Consider the following 17,569-nt stretch of genomic DNA (forward strand, 5'->3'; position numbering starts at 1 on the left):
TCCTTTCTCAGCGGTTATACGGCCGATGCAGTTGGCATTCGGGGTTGAGGGTCACGCCGAAACCTGGCTGGTCGAGCGCGGACAGGCGCATGCGGCCATTGACCGGCACCGGTTCGCCGAGCAATTGCGGGTGGAACATCGGCACCACTTCGTCAGCCTTCGGCGCCATCATCAGGAACTCGGCGAACGGGCTGTTATGCCGGGTGGCGACGAAGTGATAGCTGTACACCGAAGAGCCGTGGGGGATGACCAGCGCGTTGTGGGCGTCGGCCAGGGCCGAGATCTTCACCAGTTCAGTGATCCCGCCGCACCAGCCGACATCCGGCTGGATGATGTCGCAGCAACCCATCTCCAGCAGCATACGGAAGCCCCAGCGGGTGGCTTCGTGTTCGCCGGTGGTCACCAGCATGCCTTTGGGCACGTTGTTGCGCAGGGCCGCGTAGCCCCAGTAATCATCCGGCGGCAGGGCTTCTTCGATCCATTTCAAGCCGTATTCGTGGGCGCCGACCGCCAGTTTGGTGGCGTAGTTGAGGTCCAGGCTCATCCAGCAGTCGAGCATCAGCCAGAAGTCAGGGCCGACGCGTTCGCGCATGGTGGCCAGTTCTTCGAGGTTCTTGCGCAGGCCTTCCTCGCCCTCGGCCGGGCCGTGGTGCAGCGGCATCTTGCCGCCGATGAAGCCCATTTTCTGCGCCAGGTCCGGACGGGCGCCGGTGGCGTAGAACTGCAATTCGTCGCGCACCGCACCGCCGAGCAATTGGTGCACGGGCTCCTGGCGGATCTTGCCGAGCAAGTCCCACAGTGCCAGGTCAACGCCGGAGATCGTGTTGATGACGATGCCTTTGCGCCCGTAATACAGGGTCGACTGGTACATCTGATCCCAGATTTTTTCGATGTCGGTGACCCGGGCGCCTTCAAGGAAGCGCGCCAGGTGTTTCTCGACGATGTACGCGGCAGGTTCGCCACCAGTGGTCACGGCAAAACCGACGGTGCCGTCGCTGGCTTCGATTTCCACCACCAGGGTGCCGAGTACGTTGATGCCGAAGGTGCGGCGGCTCTGGCGGTACTCCGGGTATTTGCTCATCGGCGTGGCGATGTGATCGTCGATCCAGTGGCCGTCCGCCTGATCGTGATAATCCGCGCCACCGCCTCGCAAAGTGAAAGCGCGGACGTGTTTGATGGTTGGAATGCCCATGGTGTGACTCCTCAGGTTTAAACGGTGGCCGGTTTGTTCGAGGCTTTATGGCCGGGCGCGCGTATGCCCAGCACCAGCAACGCGGCGATGACGGTGGTAGCGGCCAGCACGTACAAGCCTGCTGCCGGTGAGTGGAAGGCGCCTTCGGCCCAGTTCTTCAGCACCGGGGCGATGAAGCCACCGAGAGCGCCGAACGAGTTGATCAGGGCGATCCCGGCCGCGGCGGCGCTACCGGCGAGGTAGCTGGAGGGGAAGGTCCAGAACACTGGTTGCACGGCGATGAAGCCGGAGGCGGCAAAGCACAGGGCGATGATCCCCAGCAGCGGGTTGCTGAAGGTCACCGAGCAGGCGATCCCGGCGGCGGCCATGAGCAAGGTCAGGCAGGCGGTGCGGCGGCGTTCGCCGGTGCGGTCGCTGTAGCCGGGAATCAGGTAGGCGGCGACCAATGCGCAGATCCAGGGGATCGCCGTGACCAGGCCGACCATCAGCCCGACCTTGGTCCCCAGCAGCCCTCCGACCTGGCTTGGCAGATAAAACACCACGCCATAGACGCTGGCCTGGATCAGCAGGTAAATCAGGCACAGGTACAGCACCGAGGGTTGGCAGATCACGTTGAGCAGGCTGCGGCCGTGGTTCTGTTTATGGCTGTCTTCCTGATCGAGCAGGCTTTGCACTTGTTGGCGTTCCTCGACGGTCAGCCACTTGGCGTCGGCCGGGCGGTTGTCCAGATACCAGTAGGCCCAGATGCCCACCGCCGTCGCCATCAGGCCTTCAACGGCAAACAGCCATTGCCAGCCGTGGAAGCCGGCGAAGCCGTCCAGTTCCAGCAGCAGGCCGGACAGCGGGCTGCCGAAGATGAAGGCCAGCGGTGCACCGAAATAGAAGAAACCCATGGCCTTGCCGCGCACGGCGCTGGGGAACCAGTAGGTGAGGTAGAGGATCACGCCGGGGAAGAAGCCGGCTTCGGCCACGCCCAGCAGAAAGCGCAGGATGTAGAAGCTGGTTTCTGTGTGGGCGAAGACCATGGCGGCGGAGACCAGCCCCCAGGTGACCATGATCCGGCACATCCACAGGCGGGCGCCGACGCGGTGCAGGATCAGGTTGCTCGGCACTTCAAGCAACGCGTAACCCACGAAAAACACCCCGGCGCCGAAGGCGAAGGCGGCATCGCTGATATTGGTGTCGGCTTGAAAGGCTTGTTTGGCGAACCCGACGTTGGCGCGGTCGAGGAAGGCCATGATGTACATCAGCAGGAGAAACGGGAGTAGCCGCCAGGAAATTTTGGCGAGCAGAGGCGCGGGTAGAGTCTTCATCGCAGTTTTCCTTTGGTAGGGCATTTGTTCTTATGGGGAAGACTGTACGGCCGCTGATCGATGCGTTACAAATCGAATCTAGCTCACAACTGATACCTTCAGGGTATCGATAAAAAAGGCCCGTCATGACCACACCGATCATCTCCCGCAGCCTGCTCAATCGCCTGCGTTACAAGCATCTGCACATGTTGGTGACGCTCAGCAGCAGCCAGAACCTGCACCGCGCTTCGCAAAGCCTGAACATGTCGCAACCGGCGGCAACCCGCATGCTCCATGAGATTGAAGACATGTTCGGCTGCGATCTGTTCGAACGCCTGCCGCGGGGGATGCGCCCGACAGCGTTGGGCCAGGAGCTGATTCGCTTTGCCGAATCGGCCCTCAGTGGCCTCGACCGTTGTGCCGAGGACCTGATGGCACGGCAGCAGGGCGGCTACGGCTATCTGTCGATCGGTACCATCATGGGCGCGGCGCCGGACCTGGTCATGGATTCGATTGCCGAGATCAAGGCCCTCAATCCGCAGCTGCGGATCCGCATCATGGGCGACACCAGCGACCAGGTGATCCAGTTGCTGGAGCAGGGGCGCATCGACCTGGCCATCGCCCGGCGCAATGCCGCCACCGACAGTGAGCATTACGTCTTCGAGCAACTGGGTAACGAACGCTTGCTGGTGGTGGTGCACGCCGGCCACCCGCTGGCCCGGCGCAAAAAACTGGAGATGGCGGAGCTGGTCGGCGGTTGGCCGTGGATCCTGCAACCGGAAACCAGTCCGGCGCGCATCGGTCTGGATCAGGCGTTGCAGCGCCTGGCGTTGCCGTTGCCGGCAGACATCATCGAATGCAGTTCGGTGTACTCCATGCAGCAACTGATTCAACTGACCGACGCGATCATGGTCCTGTCGGAAACCGCATTGCGCGACTATCTTAAAATGGGCCTGGTGGTGGCGTTGCCGGTGGAACTGGATGTGCAGATGGCGCCATTCGGGTTGTTGTTGCGCAAGGGCGAGCACATCAGCCGGGAGTTGGGGTTGTTCATCGATCTGCTGCGACGAAAAGCCGCGGTTTTTTGATTTCTTGGTCAGTTTTTAGTTTTCCGCGAAGGCATAAGCCTATAAACTTAACCTTTCGGTCAGCTTTGCACTGTCAACAACAGCCCTTTGCATCGTCGAAAAGGGCTTCTGCAAGACTCGAGATTTCCAGAACATAACCAGAAGGGCGGACCCCATAACCGTCCAGAGGATGATCCATGTCCAACCGTGATATATCCCGGCGCTCGTTCCTTCAGGGCGGGCTGGTAGCGGGTGTGAGCGTGACGCTCACGCCATTGAGCAGCCAGGCGCTGGCCGCCTTGATGGAGAACAGCGTGACCGTGCCGTCCGAGCAGTGGCTCGGCAACAATGGCAAGGCGCGCGCCCGTAACGATGCCTTGTCCAAGGTCTGCGGCAGCAAGGTCTTTGCCCGCGACATCCGCGCCAAGGACATGCCGGGCTGGCCGCAGCAGCAAGGCCACGCCATGCTGCTCAAAACCATCAAGGCCGACCACATCTTTGCAGGCATCGACCTGTCGTGGCTCGGTGCCGAGTTGCAACCTGACCGCATCGTCACCGCCGAAGACCTGGTCAAGGACGGTATCGTGTTCCCCGAGGAGCACGCCCCGGATCCGCTGTTGCCGGCCGGCAAGGTGCCGATGTTCATCGGCCACCCGGTGGCGATCCTGATCTGGAACGACTTCGAGCGCTTCCGTCAGGCCAAGAACCAACTCAAATTCAATGACAAGGCTATTCGTTACGGTGCCCAGGTGCCGTTCTACGAAGGCGATCCGTACGGCAGCTTCCGCTACGTGCGCGTCGGCGGCGCGACCTCGGCGGACGAAGACGAATTCGCCAGCCTCAAGGATTCGATTCTGTTCCCGATGCTGAAAAACCGTCGTCCGGTGTGGAACTCCCAGCCGAACCTGCACGGCAACTTGACCGAGCGCGGGTTGTTCTACGCCGAGCGCATGAAGCAGCAGATCGATACGCCGCCGGACAACTGGCTGGTGTTCGACGAACGCTACAAGACCCCGTCGATCGAACCGGCCGCCCTGGAGCCGGACAACGGCAACGGCTGGTACGACCCGGCCACCAAGACCCTGCATTTCGTCGTCGCCACCCAGTGTCCGCTGGAAGCCGCGACCGAAACCGCGAAGATGATCGCGCCGTCGCGTTTCGGCCTGGCCAACCTGAACATGCACCCAGGTTACACCGTCGGTTACGGCTCCAAGGACCACAACATTTTCGTCTACTACGCAGCCCTCGCAGCGTTGTACGGCGCCGGTGTACCGGTACGCCTGGCCAACGACCGCTACGAGCAGTTCCAGAGTGGCATCAAGCGTCACCCGTTCGACATTCGCTACCAATTGGCGGTGGACAAGAACGACCACAGCTTCAAGATTTTCCGCTCCGAGATGAGCGTCGACGGTGGCGGACGAATCAACTACAGCCCGTCGGTGGCTGCGGTGGGCGCCACGGCGGCACAGTCGATCTACTACATGCCGCAGAACGATCTGCAGGTCACGGCTTATCACTCCCGCGCCGTTGAAGCCGGGTCGATGCGTGGCTACGGCACCCTGCAAAGCATGGCGGCGACCGAGATGATGGTCGATGAAATCGCCGGTCGCCTCGGTGTCGATGCCATCGAGCTGCGTCGCAAGAACGCACTGCGCTCGGGCATGAAAAACACCCAGGGCGCGATCCCGGCCGGTGCCTTGCGCCTGCACGAGATTCTCGACAAGGCGGCAGTCCACGACACCTGGAAAAACCGCGACGCGATCAAGAAACAACGCGAAGCCGCCGATCCGGACAACTGGTACGGGGTGGGTTTCGCCATCTGCCAGAAAGACTTCGGCACCGGTTCCGAAGCGCCGATGGCCAGCATTGAATTCACCGCCGAAGGTCGCATCAGCCTGCGCCACATCGGTATCGAAATCGGCACCGGCATGTCCACCTCCCAGGCCATGGTCGTGGCCGATTTCCTCGGTGTTCCGGCGCACGAAGTGAAGACCGGCGAAACCGAATGGAAAGAGTTGCAGCTGGTCAGTGGCGGCAACCCGTACATCATGAGCCAGGCCGAGCAGGACAACTTCCTGCGCAATCCGCGCTGGGTCGGCAAGGTCGCTTCGGCTTCGTCGGCCACCAACTCGGCGTACTACTTCAGCCACGCGACCCGTGAAGCGGCGCGCGTGCTGTTCAACCACGGCCTGTGGCCGGCGGCGCTGGAAATCTGGCGACAAGGCCCTTACGGCGGTCAGGCCAACCCTTACGTGGTGCGTCGCGAAGACGCCCATTGGGTCGACGGCAAGCTAACGGCCAACGGCATGGAGCCACTGCCTTTCGCCATGCTGGCCAAGCGTGTTCACGAACGTGGCCTGGTGAGCGGCGCCACTGTGCACGGTTTCAACCGCTGGAGCTGGGCCGAGGCCGAGTTCAGCATCGACGGCGTGCGTGAGCGCTTGCCGCTCGACGGTCTGGCCGTGAAGTACGGCGACGGTGCACCGAAGGCGAAGAAGGCGCAGATGAACAGCGCCGGTTTCCATCTGCTGGATCGGCAGGGTATCGCTTACCCGGCGACCCAGCTGAACAACGCGGCGGTGACTTACTACAGCCCGGTCGCGACGCTGGTGGAAGTGAAGGTCAACAAGGGTTCGAACGAAGTGTCGGTACTCAACCATCACTCGTGGGTCGAGTGCGGTCGGGTGCTGGTGGAAGAACTCGTCAGGGGTCAGCTCGAAGGCGGGATCGCCATGGGCATCGGCCATGCGCTGATGGAAGAGATGCCGTTGTACGAAGGCGGGCCGGGGGAGGGTGACTGGAACTTCAACCGTTACCGCTTGCCGATGGCGCGTCACGTCGCGGTGTGGAAACAGACCGCGGAAATCCTGCCGCCATTGTCGCCGAGCGACCCGTCCAAGGGCATCGCCGAGGTGGTGATGATCCCGGTGGTCGGTGCCATCGGTAACGCCGTGGCCCATGCCATCGGTAAACGTGTCCGCGACCTGCCTATCACCTCTGCACGCATCAAGGAGGCCCTCAATGGCTAACCGTCCGCTTCAACTGACCCTCAACGGTCAATCCGTCGGCCCGGTGGACATCCCTGATGACCTGCCGATGATCGACTACCTGCACGAATACAAGAACCTCACCGGTTCGCGCCTGGGCTGCGGCCAGGGCATCTGCCACGCCTGCGTGGTGATCGTCGACAACCCGGACGGCACGAGTGAAGAAGTGCGCACCTGCATCACCGGCGCGCACTATTTCGAAGGCAAGAAGGTTCGGACCATCGAAGGCCATGCGACCTGCGACGAGCAGGGCAAGGTCACCGAGCTGAACCCGATCCAGCAGCGTTTCGTCGACGAGTTCGCCTTCCAGTGCAGCTACTGCGCGCCGGGCTTCGTGAATGCCGCGACCGTGCTGGTGGAAAAGCTGCAGCGTCAGCCCATCGTCAAAAGCCAGCTGGAAAAAGTCATCGAGGACAGCCTCGGTCATCACATCTGCCGTTGCACCGGGTACGTGCGCTACTACAGCGCCACCCGCAACGTGCTGACCGATCTCGGCCTGGTCAAGGAGGGTTAAGCATGAAGCTTCTACTTAGCCGCCTGGCGTTGGCGGTTGGTCTGGCTGCGCCTGTGGTGGCAGCTCACGCCGATGATGCGCAGGTCAAGCAAGGCGAGTACCTCGCCCGCGCCGCCGACTGCATGGCGTGCCACACCGCACCGGGTGGCGCGCCGTACGCGGGCGGCCTGCCGATCGTGTCGCCGTTCGGCACGATCTACGGCACCAACATCACCCCGAGCAAAGAGCACGGTATCGGTCTGTACAACGATGACGAGTTCTTCGCCGCGCTGACCGAAGGCAAGCGCCGTGATGGCGCGAACCTGTATCCGGCGATGCCCTACACCTCGTATCACCTGATCCCGCGTGCAGATTCCGACGCGATTCATGCCTACCTGAAAACCGTCGCGCCGATCGAGCGCGCAGCACCGGTCACCAGCCTGAGCTTCCCGTTCAACGTGCGCCTGGGCCTGATGGGCTGGAACATGATGTACGGCAAGGACGTGAAGCTGGAACCGGCTGAAGGCAAAAGCGAAGCCTGGAAGCGCGGCCAGTACATGGTCGACGTGCTGGGGCACTGTGGCGAGTGCCACACCCCACGTGGCTTGCCTGGCGCGATGCAGCAGGACAAGCGCATGACCGGCGGCATTCTCAATGGTTATCTGGCGCCGAGCCTGCTGGCAACAGATCTGGCGGCCCGTGGCTGGAATCATCAGGACCTGAGCTCGTTCCTCAAACACGGCATGAGCGCCCAGGGCACGATGTTCAACGAGATGTTCCCGGTGTTCCACAACAGCACCCAGGGCCTCAGCGATCCGGATCTGGCGGCGATGGCGACTTTCCTGCTCGGCGATCAGCCGCCTGCGGCGAAAGTGCTCGTCGAAGTGCCGTTGGACAAACTGAGCCCGAGTGCCCAGCGTGGCCGTCAGGAATATTTGAATGTCTGCGCCGGTTGCCATGCACCGGGCGGTGAGGGCAAACCACATATCGCCGTGGCCATGCGCGGCAACACCACGCTGCGCCTGGAAGATCCACGCAACCTGGTGCGGGTGATCGACGACGGTATCGGCGAGCAGAAGTTCTCCGGGTTCGAACACATGCAACCGATGCCAGGGTTCGCCGCGAAATTGAGCGACGAGCAACTCACGGACCTGCTGAACTACCTGCGTCAGGGCTGGGGTGGTCAGCCGAATGATCTGGCGGTGAACGACGTGCAGAAGTTGCGGGCCGATGCGCCGCCGCTCGAGCACAAGGCCCACTGATATGCAGCATCTGGATCTGCAAGTGGTGCGTCGGGCGCTGGAGTGGTCGGCGGCTGGTCAGCGCATCTGGCTGTGTACGGTGCTGGCCACTTACGGCTCGGCACCGCGCGCACCGGGTTCGCTTCTGGCGGTGAGCGCTGATGGGCACTGGATTGGCTCGCTGTCCGGTGGCTGTGTCGAGGAAGACTTTCTCGAGCGAGTCGCCGAGGGTGTGTTTCTGGAGCCAGTCAGCGTTGTTCGTTACGGCGAAGGCGATGATCCACGCTCACGCGTCAGCCTGCCCTGTGGCGGGGTGCTGGACGTGCTGGTCGAGAAGCTTGATGCCGATTGCGAGGTGCAAGCGCATCTGCGGGAGCTGGAGTCGGCGCTGTTGGGCCGACGTCGGTTGATCCGCGAGGTTGATCTGCAAAGCGGTGCGCGCAGCCTGTTCGATGATCGTGAACAGGGTGTGCGTATCGAGCGTGAAATCGACCGGGTGCGTGTACGCGTCGGCGCGGCCCAGCGCTTGCTGCTGGCGGGGTATTCCAGTGTCGCCCAGGCCTGTGCGGAGTTTGCCGTGGGGCTTGGGTTCGAGGTGATTCTGTGTGACCCGCGGGACGAAGTGCTCGAAGGCGTCGTGCTGGAAAACGTGGAGATTCGCCGCCAACTGCCGTCGGTGTTCATCGCTGACGGCGGTTGCCACAGCGACACGGCGGTGGTGGCGTTGACCCACGATCCACGTATCGATGACCTGGCAATGATGGAGGCTGTTCGCACCGAGGCGTTCTACATCGGTGTGATGGGCTCCATGCAGACCTCGCAAAAGCGCTTCGAGCGGTTGCGGCGTATTGGTGGCTTGGGCGATGCCGAACTGGCGCGGATTCATGCGCCGATCGGCTTGAACCTGGGCAGCAAGACGCCAGCCGAGATTGCCCTGGCGGTACTGGCGGACATCCTGCGGATTCGCAGCGGTATCCCACGAGATCGTCTCTAACCCCCAAAACCTGTGGGAGCGAGCTTGCTCGCGATGAGGTCGTAACATCCAACACATCCGTTGGCTGCCAGACCGATATCGCGAGCAGGCTCGCTCCTACAATGCATTGCGTGTCGCTTAGTACCCGAATTTATCCCGCAATCCGTAATACCACGCACCCAATGCCGCAAACGGTGTGCGCAGCAACTGACCGCCGGGGAACGGGTAGTGGGGCAGGTCGGCAAAGGCGTCAAAACGCTCGGCCTGGCCGCGCAGGGCTTCGGCCAGCACCTTGCCCGCCAGGTGCGTGTAGGTCACGCCATGGCCGCTGCAGCCCTGGGAATAGTAGATGTTGTCGCCCAGGCGTCCGACCTGGGGCAGGCGCGACAGGGTCAGCAGGAAGTTGCCCGTCCACGCGTAATCGATCTTCACGTCCTTGAGCTGCGGGAATGCCTTGAGCATCTTCGGCCGGATGATCGCTTCGATGTTCGCCGGATCCCGCGCACCGTACACCACGCCACCACCGAAAATCAGGCGCTTGTCGCCGCTGAGGCGGTAGTAGTCGAGCAGGTAATTGCAGTCTTCGACGCAGTAATCCTGAGGCAGCAATGTCTTGGCCAGTTCTTCACCCAATGGCTCGGTGGTAATCACCTGCGTTCCGCAAGGCATCGACTTGGCGGCCAGTTCCGGCACCAGATTGCCCAGATAAGCGTTGCCGGCGACGATGATGAATTTGGCCCGGACCTTACCCTGCGGCGTATGCACCACCGGGCTGGCGCCGCGTTCGATGCGTATGGCCGGCGACTGTTCATAAATCGTCCCGCCCAGGGACTCGACCGCCGCCGCTTCACCCAGCGCCAGGTTAAGCGGATGGATATGACCGCCACTCATGTCGAGCATCCCGCCGACGTATTGATCGCAAGCCACCACTTCGCGGATGCGGCGTTGATCCATCAACTCAAGCTGGGTGTGCCCGAAACGCTCCCACAGGCGCTTCTGGGATTCGAGATGGCCCATCTGCTTGGCGGTCATCGCGGCGAACACGCCACCGTCCTTCAAGTCGCACTGGATGTTGTACCTGGTGACCCGATCACGAATGATTCGTCCACCCTCGAACGCCATCTGCCCCAGCAACTGGGCCTGCTTGGGACCGACCGTGCGCTCGATGACATCGATATCGCGGCTATAACTGTTAACGATCTGGCCGCCATTACGCCCGGACGCCCCGAAACCCACCCTGGCCGCCTCGAGCACGGTGACCTTGAAACCGTTCTCCAGCAGAAACAGGGCAGCGGACAGCCCCGTATAACCGGCGCCAATCACACAGACATCGGTCTCCACGTCATCCTGCAACGCCGGGCGCGGCGGAACCGCATTGGCCGATGCGGCGTAATAGGATTCTGGGTAGGGAGTGTTAGCCATCCGGCAGCCTCTGTTTAATATATTTTACGAGTGCGTTGATCCTACCCGAGTTGAAAATCGCCCGCCAGCACCCGAAAAATCTTCTTTGTCCCGGCAAAATTAAATATTTTGCATATTCATAGGGTTAGCGCGAAAAAAGGTGTTGACACCCCTCCGGAATTCCGTAGAATGCCGCCTCACAGCAGGCACGTAGCTCAGTTGGTTAGAGCACCACCTTGACATGGTGGGGGTCGTTGGTTCGAGTCCAATCGCGCCTACCAAACAAAATCCGCTCTGCTGGGCGGTCTAGAAGGGCTCACCGAAAGGTGGGCCCTTTTTTGTTGTCTGGTGTTTGAGCAAACTTTGGGAATACTTTGGGCAAACGACCACCGCGCTATACCTTCAGGTCGGCTTTCACCTTCATGTAAACCACCGCTTCATCACCGTGCCCCGCCTGGTAGTGTTCGGTCATCTTCACGTCGGCGTGACCCATCAAACCTTGGATGTATTCCTGCTCGAAGCCCTGTTGCTCATAAATCCAGGCGCCGAGAGCGCGGATCTCGTGGAAAGTGGGGCGCTCGCCGGCTGGCATGTCCTCATAGGCCTTCGAATCGTCCCGAGCCTGGGCAAATGATTTGGTCAGGTAGTCCGCCGTCACCGCGTTCCAGTGTAGCTTGGCGTCCAACTGGGTGCGTTTGCGCGCCTTCGGCGAGTAGTGGATGAGGTACGGGCAGACGACCGGCGACTTCATACACTCCAACACCACGTCCCGCAGCGCCTGGCCCATGACAATCTCCAGGTGCACGGGCTTTCCGTAGTTCTGCGTTTTCCCGGGTGACACCTTGATGGTGTTTTGCTCGAGGTCCACAACCACGTACTTTCCCCGGGTGATTACCAGTGCTGAGCCGCCGCTAGTGTTCTGCCGGCCCGACACCGGCGGCATCGCCGGGCTGGCGTCCATGCAGGTGATCGGCTCGGCCGGAAACTGGACCGGGTTTTATGTGCGGGCCTATGACGACAACACCAACCAACCGAACGGGCGCTGTTTACCCGGTCGTTCCAGAACTGGAACTATTTGCGCTATGAAATTACGGCAACGGGCAGCTCGCGTAATTTTTACAGTGTTCCGTTCAACTTTCCAGAAAACGAATACCTGCTGATTAATACTTTCGGCATGAACATGCTGACGGGTTCGGGTTCCGGGCGAAGCGTTAAAACACTGTGGGACTTTAATGCCGGCGTGCTGTACGCCTTGACCGACGGCTTTAGTAACCCGTTCGCATTTTTCATGCCTGCGGTATTCGCCAAGATCAGTGTTTAAACCAACGTTTGCATCCCGCCCCAGTGCGGGCTTTCACTTAAAATTGAGGACGATCAAATGGCTAAGCAGACGATACTGCTCGGTACTTCACCGAGCGGAGTCGGCGGGGATACGCCGCGGAGTGCATTTGCTAAAACCGAGAGCAATTTTGTTGAGTTGTACGCGCGCCAGGCATTACTTGGCACTGCATCCAACGTAAATCTCGGCACTGCCGCCGCCAATGCAATGCCAGTTGGCGGATTCGGTGTGGGGACCCAATTCAATCCTGGGCTACCACTCTTGAGTGATGCTTCGGGCGTAGAAATTTATGCTACTGGTTTCTATCGATACGCAAGCACAACGCAGGGGCGCCCGACGTTTGGTACAGGGTTTGGGGCGCTTATCGAGTTATCGGCATTGTTTAGCGGTGGCGCTAACTACGGCGGCCAAATCGCTGTTGATTACGCTACTTCGGAAATGGGATTTCGTTGTCTGTCTGGTGCAGCTGGTTTTTCTGCTTGGCGCAAGATCTACCACGACGGCAACACCACGCGCGCCGCTGACGGCACATTGAAGGCGATCTGATTATGACAAGAGCTGCGATCAACATTCTGGGCACTACTGGCGCCACTTACGACTTTGTTACTCAGGGCGACACTCCAGTGTCTTCTTCGCGAATCTCGAAGGGCGTTTACAAAGTTATCGGGTGCCTGGGCATGGTGCCTTTCCCCCCCGTCGACGAGGGCTGGGGCTTTACGGTCAATCAGGTCGATAACCGTGCTGATGTCGAGACCGTTTTTACCGATGGGGAACTAATGGTGACTGTGACAAAGGACGGTCTGCCATACGACCTGAAGCACATGATCACCTTGCACATCTTAGTACCGACCCCTGATCCCGTGAAAATTTCTGAAATTCCCGCCGAGGCGTCTCCATCTGGTGAAGAGCCTACCGTCGAAGCCTGAATCAATAGATCCAAACGCACCCGCCATCGAGCGGGATTTTTTTGCCTGGAAAAAAGGAATGTCCTTCACATCGCAGCAACCGCTGCAGATCCCCCCGAACGCCGGCGCTATTCGCGTCGAAGGCGGATCTTCTCCCAGCTGCGATCGACATAAAACGATCCTGTATCGCCTCGGACGGAATAAATCGTCGCTCTATAGGCTGCTGTCCAGCGCGAGCAGCCTAAGGCAAGTAGTTTTTTGTAGGCCCACTTCCATCCGTTCTTAGGTGCGATGCTCATATTTTTCCTTAGGTCCGTACCAGCCATTCCCTGATGGTAGCTAGGAGCTCCAGGATATCCAGCGATTGATTTCAGGCGTCAAAAATTCGCCCAAGAACGATTACATTCGTTTTCCTCTGAAAGCGAATGCCAAGCACACGGCAGCAGTAGCTGTTATTGACCCGCCATAAGCCCGCCCTGAGCGGGTTTTTTTACGTCTGGAGAAAAGCATGACCGTCACAGAAAAAGACCGCGATATCCTCGCCCGCACGCTGTGGGGCGAGGCCTGCGGCGAATCCTTGGCCGGCCAGATCGCCGTGGCTTGGACTATCCGCAACCGCGTGAAAGACGGCAAGGACAAATCGTGTTGGGGGGAGGGCTATGCCGTCGTATGCCAGAAACCCTACCAGTTCAGCTGCTGGAACAAGAGCGACCCGAACTTCGCCTCCCTGAGTGGCGCGAAGCCGATTCCGTTCCGCGAGTTGGCGCAGGCACGGATCGCCGCTGACCAGGTGATCGATGGAAAGGTGCCGGATCCCACCGGTGGTGCCACCCATAACTACGCGACCACCATGCCCAAGCCGCCGGCCTGGGTGAAAGGTGCCAAGCAGACGCTGGCGCTCGGTCACCATGTGTTCTTCAAGGATGTGCCATGAGTCGCCTATCGAAAGTTCTGAGAGACAGCAATGACAATGGTCTGACGTTCTGGTGTCCTGGCTGCGATGGCGCACATGCCATTCAGCATGGCGCCGGGACCGGTCCACGCTGGGGCTGGAATGGTAGTGCGGAAAGTCCGACGTTCACGCCTTCGATCTTAGTCAGGTATCCGGCTAACCCTGACGCCATTGAAGAATTCAAGGAGTGGCGTACGGAGCGTGTATGTCATTCGTTCGTCACCGATGGCCGTATCCAGTTCCTGGGCGATTGCACCCACGCGCTAGCCGGACAAACGGTCGATCTGCCGGAGTAGGAGGACTGAGCATGACGACCTACCTGAAAGCAGGCGCTGTTCTGTTGCTCATAGCTATGGTGCTGGGCGCGCTGTTCGGCGCCTATCACCACGGCGTGACGGTCACGGATGAAAAGTGGCAGTCAGAATGGAATGATCGCGACACCCGGGACGCCGAGGCGAGGGCACTCAATGAGGCCACCGAGCGCACCAAAGAGCAGGCCTACCAACAATCAATCAACAAGGCGGCTCAAGATGGGCAACGAAACATCGATCAAGCAATGGCTGATGCTGCTGCCGCTCGCGCTGCTGCTGACGACGTGCAGCTCGTCGCCGACAACCTTGCCCGTCGACTCGCAGCCAGTGAAGCCAGCGGCAATTCCTGTACTGCCGCCGCAAGCTAGACGGCTACCCACGCCGCAATGGTGCTTGCCAACGTGTTCAAGCGCGCTGACCAGAGAACGGGCGACCTGGCTGCAATTGCCGACCAAGCCCGAACCCGGGAATTGACCTGCGAACAGGTGCATGAAGGTCTTTCGAGGTAGGAATTGTATGCGGTCGGCAGAACGCCGGAGGCAGGAAAAAATCCCCGATCTGCTGGAGAGCAGTTCGGGGCAAGTCATGAGACATCATTGAGGGAAGGGAATCTCTCCATGAACTAGCGTCCCGATAACCCTCTCCTCCGGGGGAGTTAAACATCGGCGAGAAGCGGGTGGGAAGTTAAATAATTGTCACAAAAATATTTATAGATTGGTCCACGTTCTATTAAAGACCAGGTGAAATTTACTTCAGTGGAAGGCGCTGATAGGGGGGAGGTGTAATGGTCGTTTGTGGCGCTGCCGGCGCAGATTGAGCTGCCGCTGGAGGGCAGGATGAAGAATAAGGGATTTCCCTGCATGGCGTTTCGTCAGTGCAGAAAGGCGCACCAATGAGTGCCCAGTTTGAAATACGACCAAAAGGGAGAGAGCCACGTCCACTCCCTTTTGAAACAAAGCTTCCAATTGCTCAATCTCGGAATCCGAGATCAGTCGTCATGTTTGTGTTTATGTTTGTTCTTGTACTTCTTTTTATGCTTGTGGTCGTAGTGGTCGTTATCGTGATCGTTATCGTTGGCCAGATTGTTGCCGATAGCACCACCTGCTGCGCCGCCCAGTCCAGCGCCGATCAGGCCACCAGTGGAACCACCAACACTGTTGCCGATTACCTGACCACCCGCTGCACCGAGCCCGCCGCCGATGGCTGATTCGGTCTTGTTGCCACTCTTCGCGGTCATTGCGCCCCCAGCTGCGCCACCTACGCCGGCTCCGATCGCAGCGCCGGTGCTACCCCCCACAGCCTGACCGACGACGCTTCCAAGGGCTCCACCGACACCGCCACCGATAGCTGTGTTGGTGGCTTCGCCAGCGAGGGAGTACTGCGATACAAGAAGGCTTAATGCAACGACAGTGAATGATTTACGCATCAGACAAACCTATAGAAATACCCAAGGAAAGAAAGTTTGTTGGTACGAATCAGTCAGGTCAACAGGTATTTGACGGTGCATAAATTTGGATCAACCAATCTGTGATTAGCGCAGCCGCTTGTTGATCAATTATGACCTGTGGGCACTCCCCCATAGGCCCTTTGCATGTCGCCGATGGCTCGGTCGGTTCATGCCTGATGGCGGCGGCCACATGATCTAAGAGGCGTGCAGCAGCTACATCGAACGTGTCTTTGGTTATCTTTATACCGAGAATATTGGCGAGGTCTTTTTGAGCCTGTGACGAGCGAGAACGGGTCATACTTACTGGACTCCATTAATCGATTGCAGTCACTCCGGCGCCATTATCACCGCGAGCGTCATCTTGATGAACTCCTCATTCTTGTCGATGGCTTCTAGGGAGCAGCGTACGTTATCGGCGACATCGGCCGACCCGCGCTGCTCGACCCAGTTCGAAAGCTCCATGATGGCTGCTTCCAGGGCGAGTTGGTTTCATTGATCTTGAAGAGCAGGGAAGGGAGCAGGTCAGAGTTTGGCATCGCGAATTCTCCTTGGAGTTTTCAGCGTAGCAGGGGCGGCCTGTGGGCTTGGAGTGTAGATCGGCAGAACGCCGCAGAAAGGTGGCACTACTGTAGGAATATACAACGCTAAGTTATTGATTCTTATAGGGGGATGTGGCGGTTTTGAGGGGGTTGAAAAAGTCTTATTTTCTCTTATAGATCAAAGCGTTATGACTGTTTACCGGTCACCTTGACATGGTGGGGGTCGTTGGTTCGAGTCCAATCGCGCCTACCAAACAAAATCCGCTCTGCTGGGCGGTCTGGAAGGGCTCACCGAAAGGTGGGCCCTTTTTTGTTGTCTGCAATTTGCACCCCCCCACTCAAAACGCCAACTTGGCGCCCAACTCCACATACTCGATCTTCTTTTCGTCGTGCCCCTCCTGATAGTGCTTCGTCACCTTCTCATCTGCATGCCCCGTCAACGCTTGGAAGGACTCCTGTGGGAATTTCTTCCGTTCGTACAGCCATGTCCCCAGGGCTCGGATCTCATGAAAAGTGGGGCGCTCGCCGGCCGGTACGTGGTCGTAGGCGTGCGCGGCGCCCCGGGCTTGTAGTGGATCAGGCGCGGTGACGCCAGTGGCGACCGCAGGCATTCACCGACAACCTCACGTAGCGCGGCCCTCATAGCGATTTATCGCCTGCCGTTCACCGGCAGGCTCAATGTCAATTTTTTCAGGGTTGTGTTCGGGACACTTGGCGCTGCTCTGGGTAAAGTCATTACCGCTTGCCCGGCCTGGTGTGTTTCAGATGGATTACTGAATGGCCAGCAACTGGTCAGGGTAAACGCCATTCAAGTGATGATTAATGCACATGATCAAGCAGTAACCACGGCTTCTTACTGAACGGAGGAGGTTGTCGCCTTTAGTGAACTTCTTGGATTTCGCTTGCAGTCTACTGTGGCGCATGGGCAATCCTTTGTAATTATAAAGCTCCTTATTTAACTTCATAAGGATTTCCTCGTTGCCAATAACACGTTCCCCGCTGCTTGTTAGTAAGTCAAACACTACACATTCCATGCGAGTTAATTTGATAATCGTCAGATTGTTAGAAGGCAGGCGTTGGGGGTTGTTAAATACTCAAGTTTGTAGCATCGGCCTGTTGATGCGATCAGATACACACTTATAGCCGCGCTGGTCGATCCAGGCAGCAACTTCATCGAAGGCAATAAAATCTTCGTCGGAAGGATTGAGCGGGGCGGCGATAAGACATTCTGGCATCGCGCTTCCTCCATGCACAAAAAAAGCGTAGCCCAAGAGGTGCGCACACTGTAGGTAGCAGGCGAACTGTAGGTAGCAGGCGAACAAACCCCGTATGGGCGGGCTTAACGGGAGAGAAAAAAAGGATGGGTGCTG

General features: G+C 59.3%; 16 protein-coding genes, 1 tRNA gene and 3 pseudogenes. 12 read left to right on the plus strand and 8 right to left on the minus strand.

The window, feature by feature from the left end:
- Nucleotides 1-7 precede the first annotated feature (7 nt).
- A complete protein-coding gene (rhmD, locus tag PspS34_RS09430) occupies nt 8-1,192 on the minus strand; it encodes an L-rhamnonate dehydratase (protein WP_008067008.1) in 1,185 nt (394 codons plus the stop codon).
- Between the two features lie 17 nt (nt 1,193-1,209).
- Complete coding sequence (locus PspS34_RS09435; protein WP_154860608.1) at nt 1,210-2,505, minus strand: MFS transporter; 1,296 nt, start codon at nt 2,503-2,505, stop codon at nt 1,210-1,212.
- Between the two features lie 125 nt (nt 2,506-2,630).
- Between PspS34_RS09435 and PspS34_RS09440 the strand changes: the two genes are divergently transcribed.
- The 5 genes from PspS34_RS09440 (at nt 2,631) to PspS34_RS09460 (ending at nt 9,326) form a co-directional block, all read left to right on the plus strand.
- The gene (locus PspS34_RS09440; protein ID WP_150812509.1) at nt 2,631-3,572 is read left to right on the plus strand and encodes a LysR family transcriptional regulator; all 942 of its coding nucleotides are present in this window, start codon (nt 2,631-2,633) and stop codon (nt 3,570-3,572) included.
- A 176-nt stretch (nt 3,573-3,748) separates the two neighbouring features.
- Complete coding sequence (locus PspS34_RS09445) at nt 3,749-6,580, plus strand: xanthine dehydrogenase family protein molybdopterin-binding subunit (RefSeq protein ID WP_154860607.1); 2,832 nt, start codon at nt 3,749-3,751, stop codon at nt 6,578-6,580.
- Complete coding sequence (locus tag PspS34_RS09450) at nt 6,573-7,112, plus strand: (2Fe-2S)-binding protein (RefSeq protein ID WP_015095868.1); 540 nt, start codon at nt 6,573-6,575, stop codon at nt 7,110-7,112. Before PspS34_RS09445 ends, PspS34_RS09450 begins: the two co-directional genes overlap by 8 nt.
- Before the next feature lie 2 nt (nt 7,113-7,114).
- Nucleotides 7,115-8,353: a cytochrome c gene (locus tag PspS34_RS09455; RefSeq protein WP_154860606.1), complete on the plus strand. Its 1,239-nt coding sequence runs from the start codon at nt 7,115-7,117 to the stop codon at nt 8,351-8,353.
- A gap of 1 nt (nt 8,354) precedes the next feature.
- Nucleotides 8,355-9,326: an XdhC family protein gene (locus PspS34_RS09460; RefSeq protein WP_154860605.1), complete on the plus strand. Its 972-nt coding sequence runs from the start codon at nt 8,355-8,357 to the stop codon at nt 9,324-9,326.
- Between the two features lie 117 nt (nt 9,327-9,443).
- Here the strand turns inward: PspS34_RS09460 and PspS34_RS09465 are convergent, their stop codons facing one another.
- Entirely contained in the window at nt 9,444-10,727 is a 1,284-nt protein-coding gene (locus PspS34_RS09465; RefSeq protein ID WP_154860604.1) for an FAD-binding oxidoreductase, read from the minus strand.
- A gap of 183 nt (nt 10,728-10,910) precedes the next feature.
- Here PspS34_RS09465 and PspS34_RS09470 point away from each other — a divergent pair.
- A tRNA-Val gene (locus PspS34_RS09470) sits at nt 10,911-10,987 on the plus strand.
- A 113-nt stretch (nt 10,988-11,100) separates the two neighbouring features.
- Here the strand turns inward: PspS34_RS09470 and PspS34_RS09475 are convergent.
- Complete coding sequence (locus tag PspS34_RS09475; protein ID WP_317849807.1) at nt 11,101-11,667, minus strand: tyrosine-type recombinase/integrase; 567 nt, start codon at nt 11,665-11,667, stop codon at nt 11,101-11,103.
- Here PspS34_RS09475 and PspS34_RS28495 point away from each other — a divergent pair.
- The 6 genes and pseudogenes from PspS34_RS28495 to PspS34_RS09505 form a co-directional block, all read left to right on the plus strand.
- A pseudogene (locus PspS34_RS28495) lies at nt 11,573-12,027 on the plus strand (hypothetical protein); the annotation flags it as partial. The gene PspS34_RS09475 and the pseudogene PspS34_RS28495 sit on opposite strands and share 95 nt — an antisense overlap.
- Before the next feature lie 57 nt (nt 12,028-12,084).
- Nucleotides 12,085-12,591: a hypothetical protein gene (locus PspS34_RS09485; RefSeq protein ID WP_154860603.1), complete on the plus strand. Its 507-nt coding sequence runs from the start codon at nt 12,085-12,087 to the stop codon at nt 12,589-12,591.
- A gap of 2 nt (nt 12,592-12,593) precedes the next feature.
- The gene (locus tag PspS34_RS09490; RefSeq protein WP_154860602.1) at nt 12,594-12,971 is read left to right on the plus strand and encodes a phage tail protein; all 378 of its coding nucleotides are present in this window, start codon (nt 12,594-12,596) and stop codon (nt 12,969-12,971) included.
- Nucleotides 12,972-13,458: 487 nt separating this feature from the next.
- The gene (locus tag PspS34_RS09495; RefSeq protein ID WP_150812515.1) at nt 13,459-13,884 is read left to right on the plus strand and encodes a cell wall hydrolase; all 426 of its coding nucleotides are present in this window, start codon (nt 13,459-13,461) and stop codon (nt 13,882-13,884) included.
- The gene (locus PspS34_RS09500) at nt 13,881-14,198 is read left to right on the plus strand and encodes a DUF6527 family protein (RefSeq protein ID WP_150812516.1); all 318 of its coding nucleotides are present in this window, start codon (nt 13,881-13,883) and stop codon (nt 14,196-14,198) included. Before PspS34_RS09495 ends, PspS34_RS09500 begins: the two co-directional genes overlap by 4 nt.
- Nucleotides 14,199-14,254: 56 nt before the next feature.
- Nucleotides 14,255-14,722: pseudogene (locus tag PspS34_RS09505) on the plus strand (DUF2514 family protein).
- 479 nt (nt 14,723-15,201) lie between these two features.
- Here the strand turns inward: PspS34_RS09505 and PspS34_RS09510 are convergent.
- The 4 genes and pseudogenes from PspS34_RS09510 to PspS34_RS09525 all read right to left on the minus strand — a co-directional run bounded on the left by PspS34_RS09510 (nt 15,202) and on the right by PspS34_RS09525 (nt 17,434).
- Entirely contained in the window at nt 15,202-15,639 is a 438-nt protein-coding gene (locus PspS34_RS09510; RefSeq protein ID WP_150812517.1) for a glycine zipper domain-containing protein, read from the minus strand.
- 348 nt (nt 15,640-15,987) lie between these two features.
- Nucleotides 15,988-16,196 (minus strand): annotated as a pseudogene (locus PspS34_RS09515) (hypothetical protein).
- Between the two features lie 341 nt (nt 16,197-16,537).
- A complete protein-coding gene (locus PspS34_RS28390; RefSeq protein ID WP_223473717.1) occupies nt 16,538-16,810 on the minus strand; it encodes an integrase in 273 nt (90 codons plus the stop codon).
- Nucleotides 16,811-17,293: 483 nt separating this feature from the next.
- Nucleotides 17,294-17,434, minus strand: coding sequence for a hypothetical protein (locus PspS34_RS09525; RefSeq protein ID WP_159389615.1), 141 nt, complete (start codon nt 17,432-17,434; stop codon nt 17,294-17,296).
- Nucleotides 17,435-17,569: the final 135 nt, after the last annotated feature.

It is taken from the genome of Pseudomonas sp. S34, assembly GCF_009866745.1.
Taxonomy (GTDB): domain Bacteria; phylum Pseudomonadota; class Gammaproteobacteria; order Pseudomonadales; family Pseudomonadaceae; genus Aquipseudomonas; species Aquipseudomonas jessenii.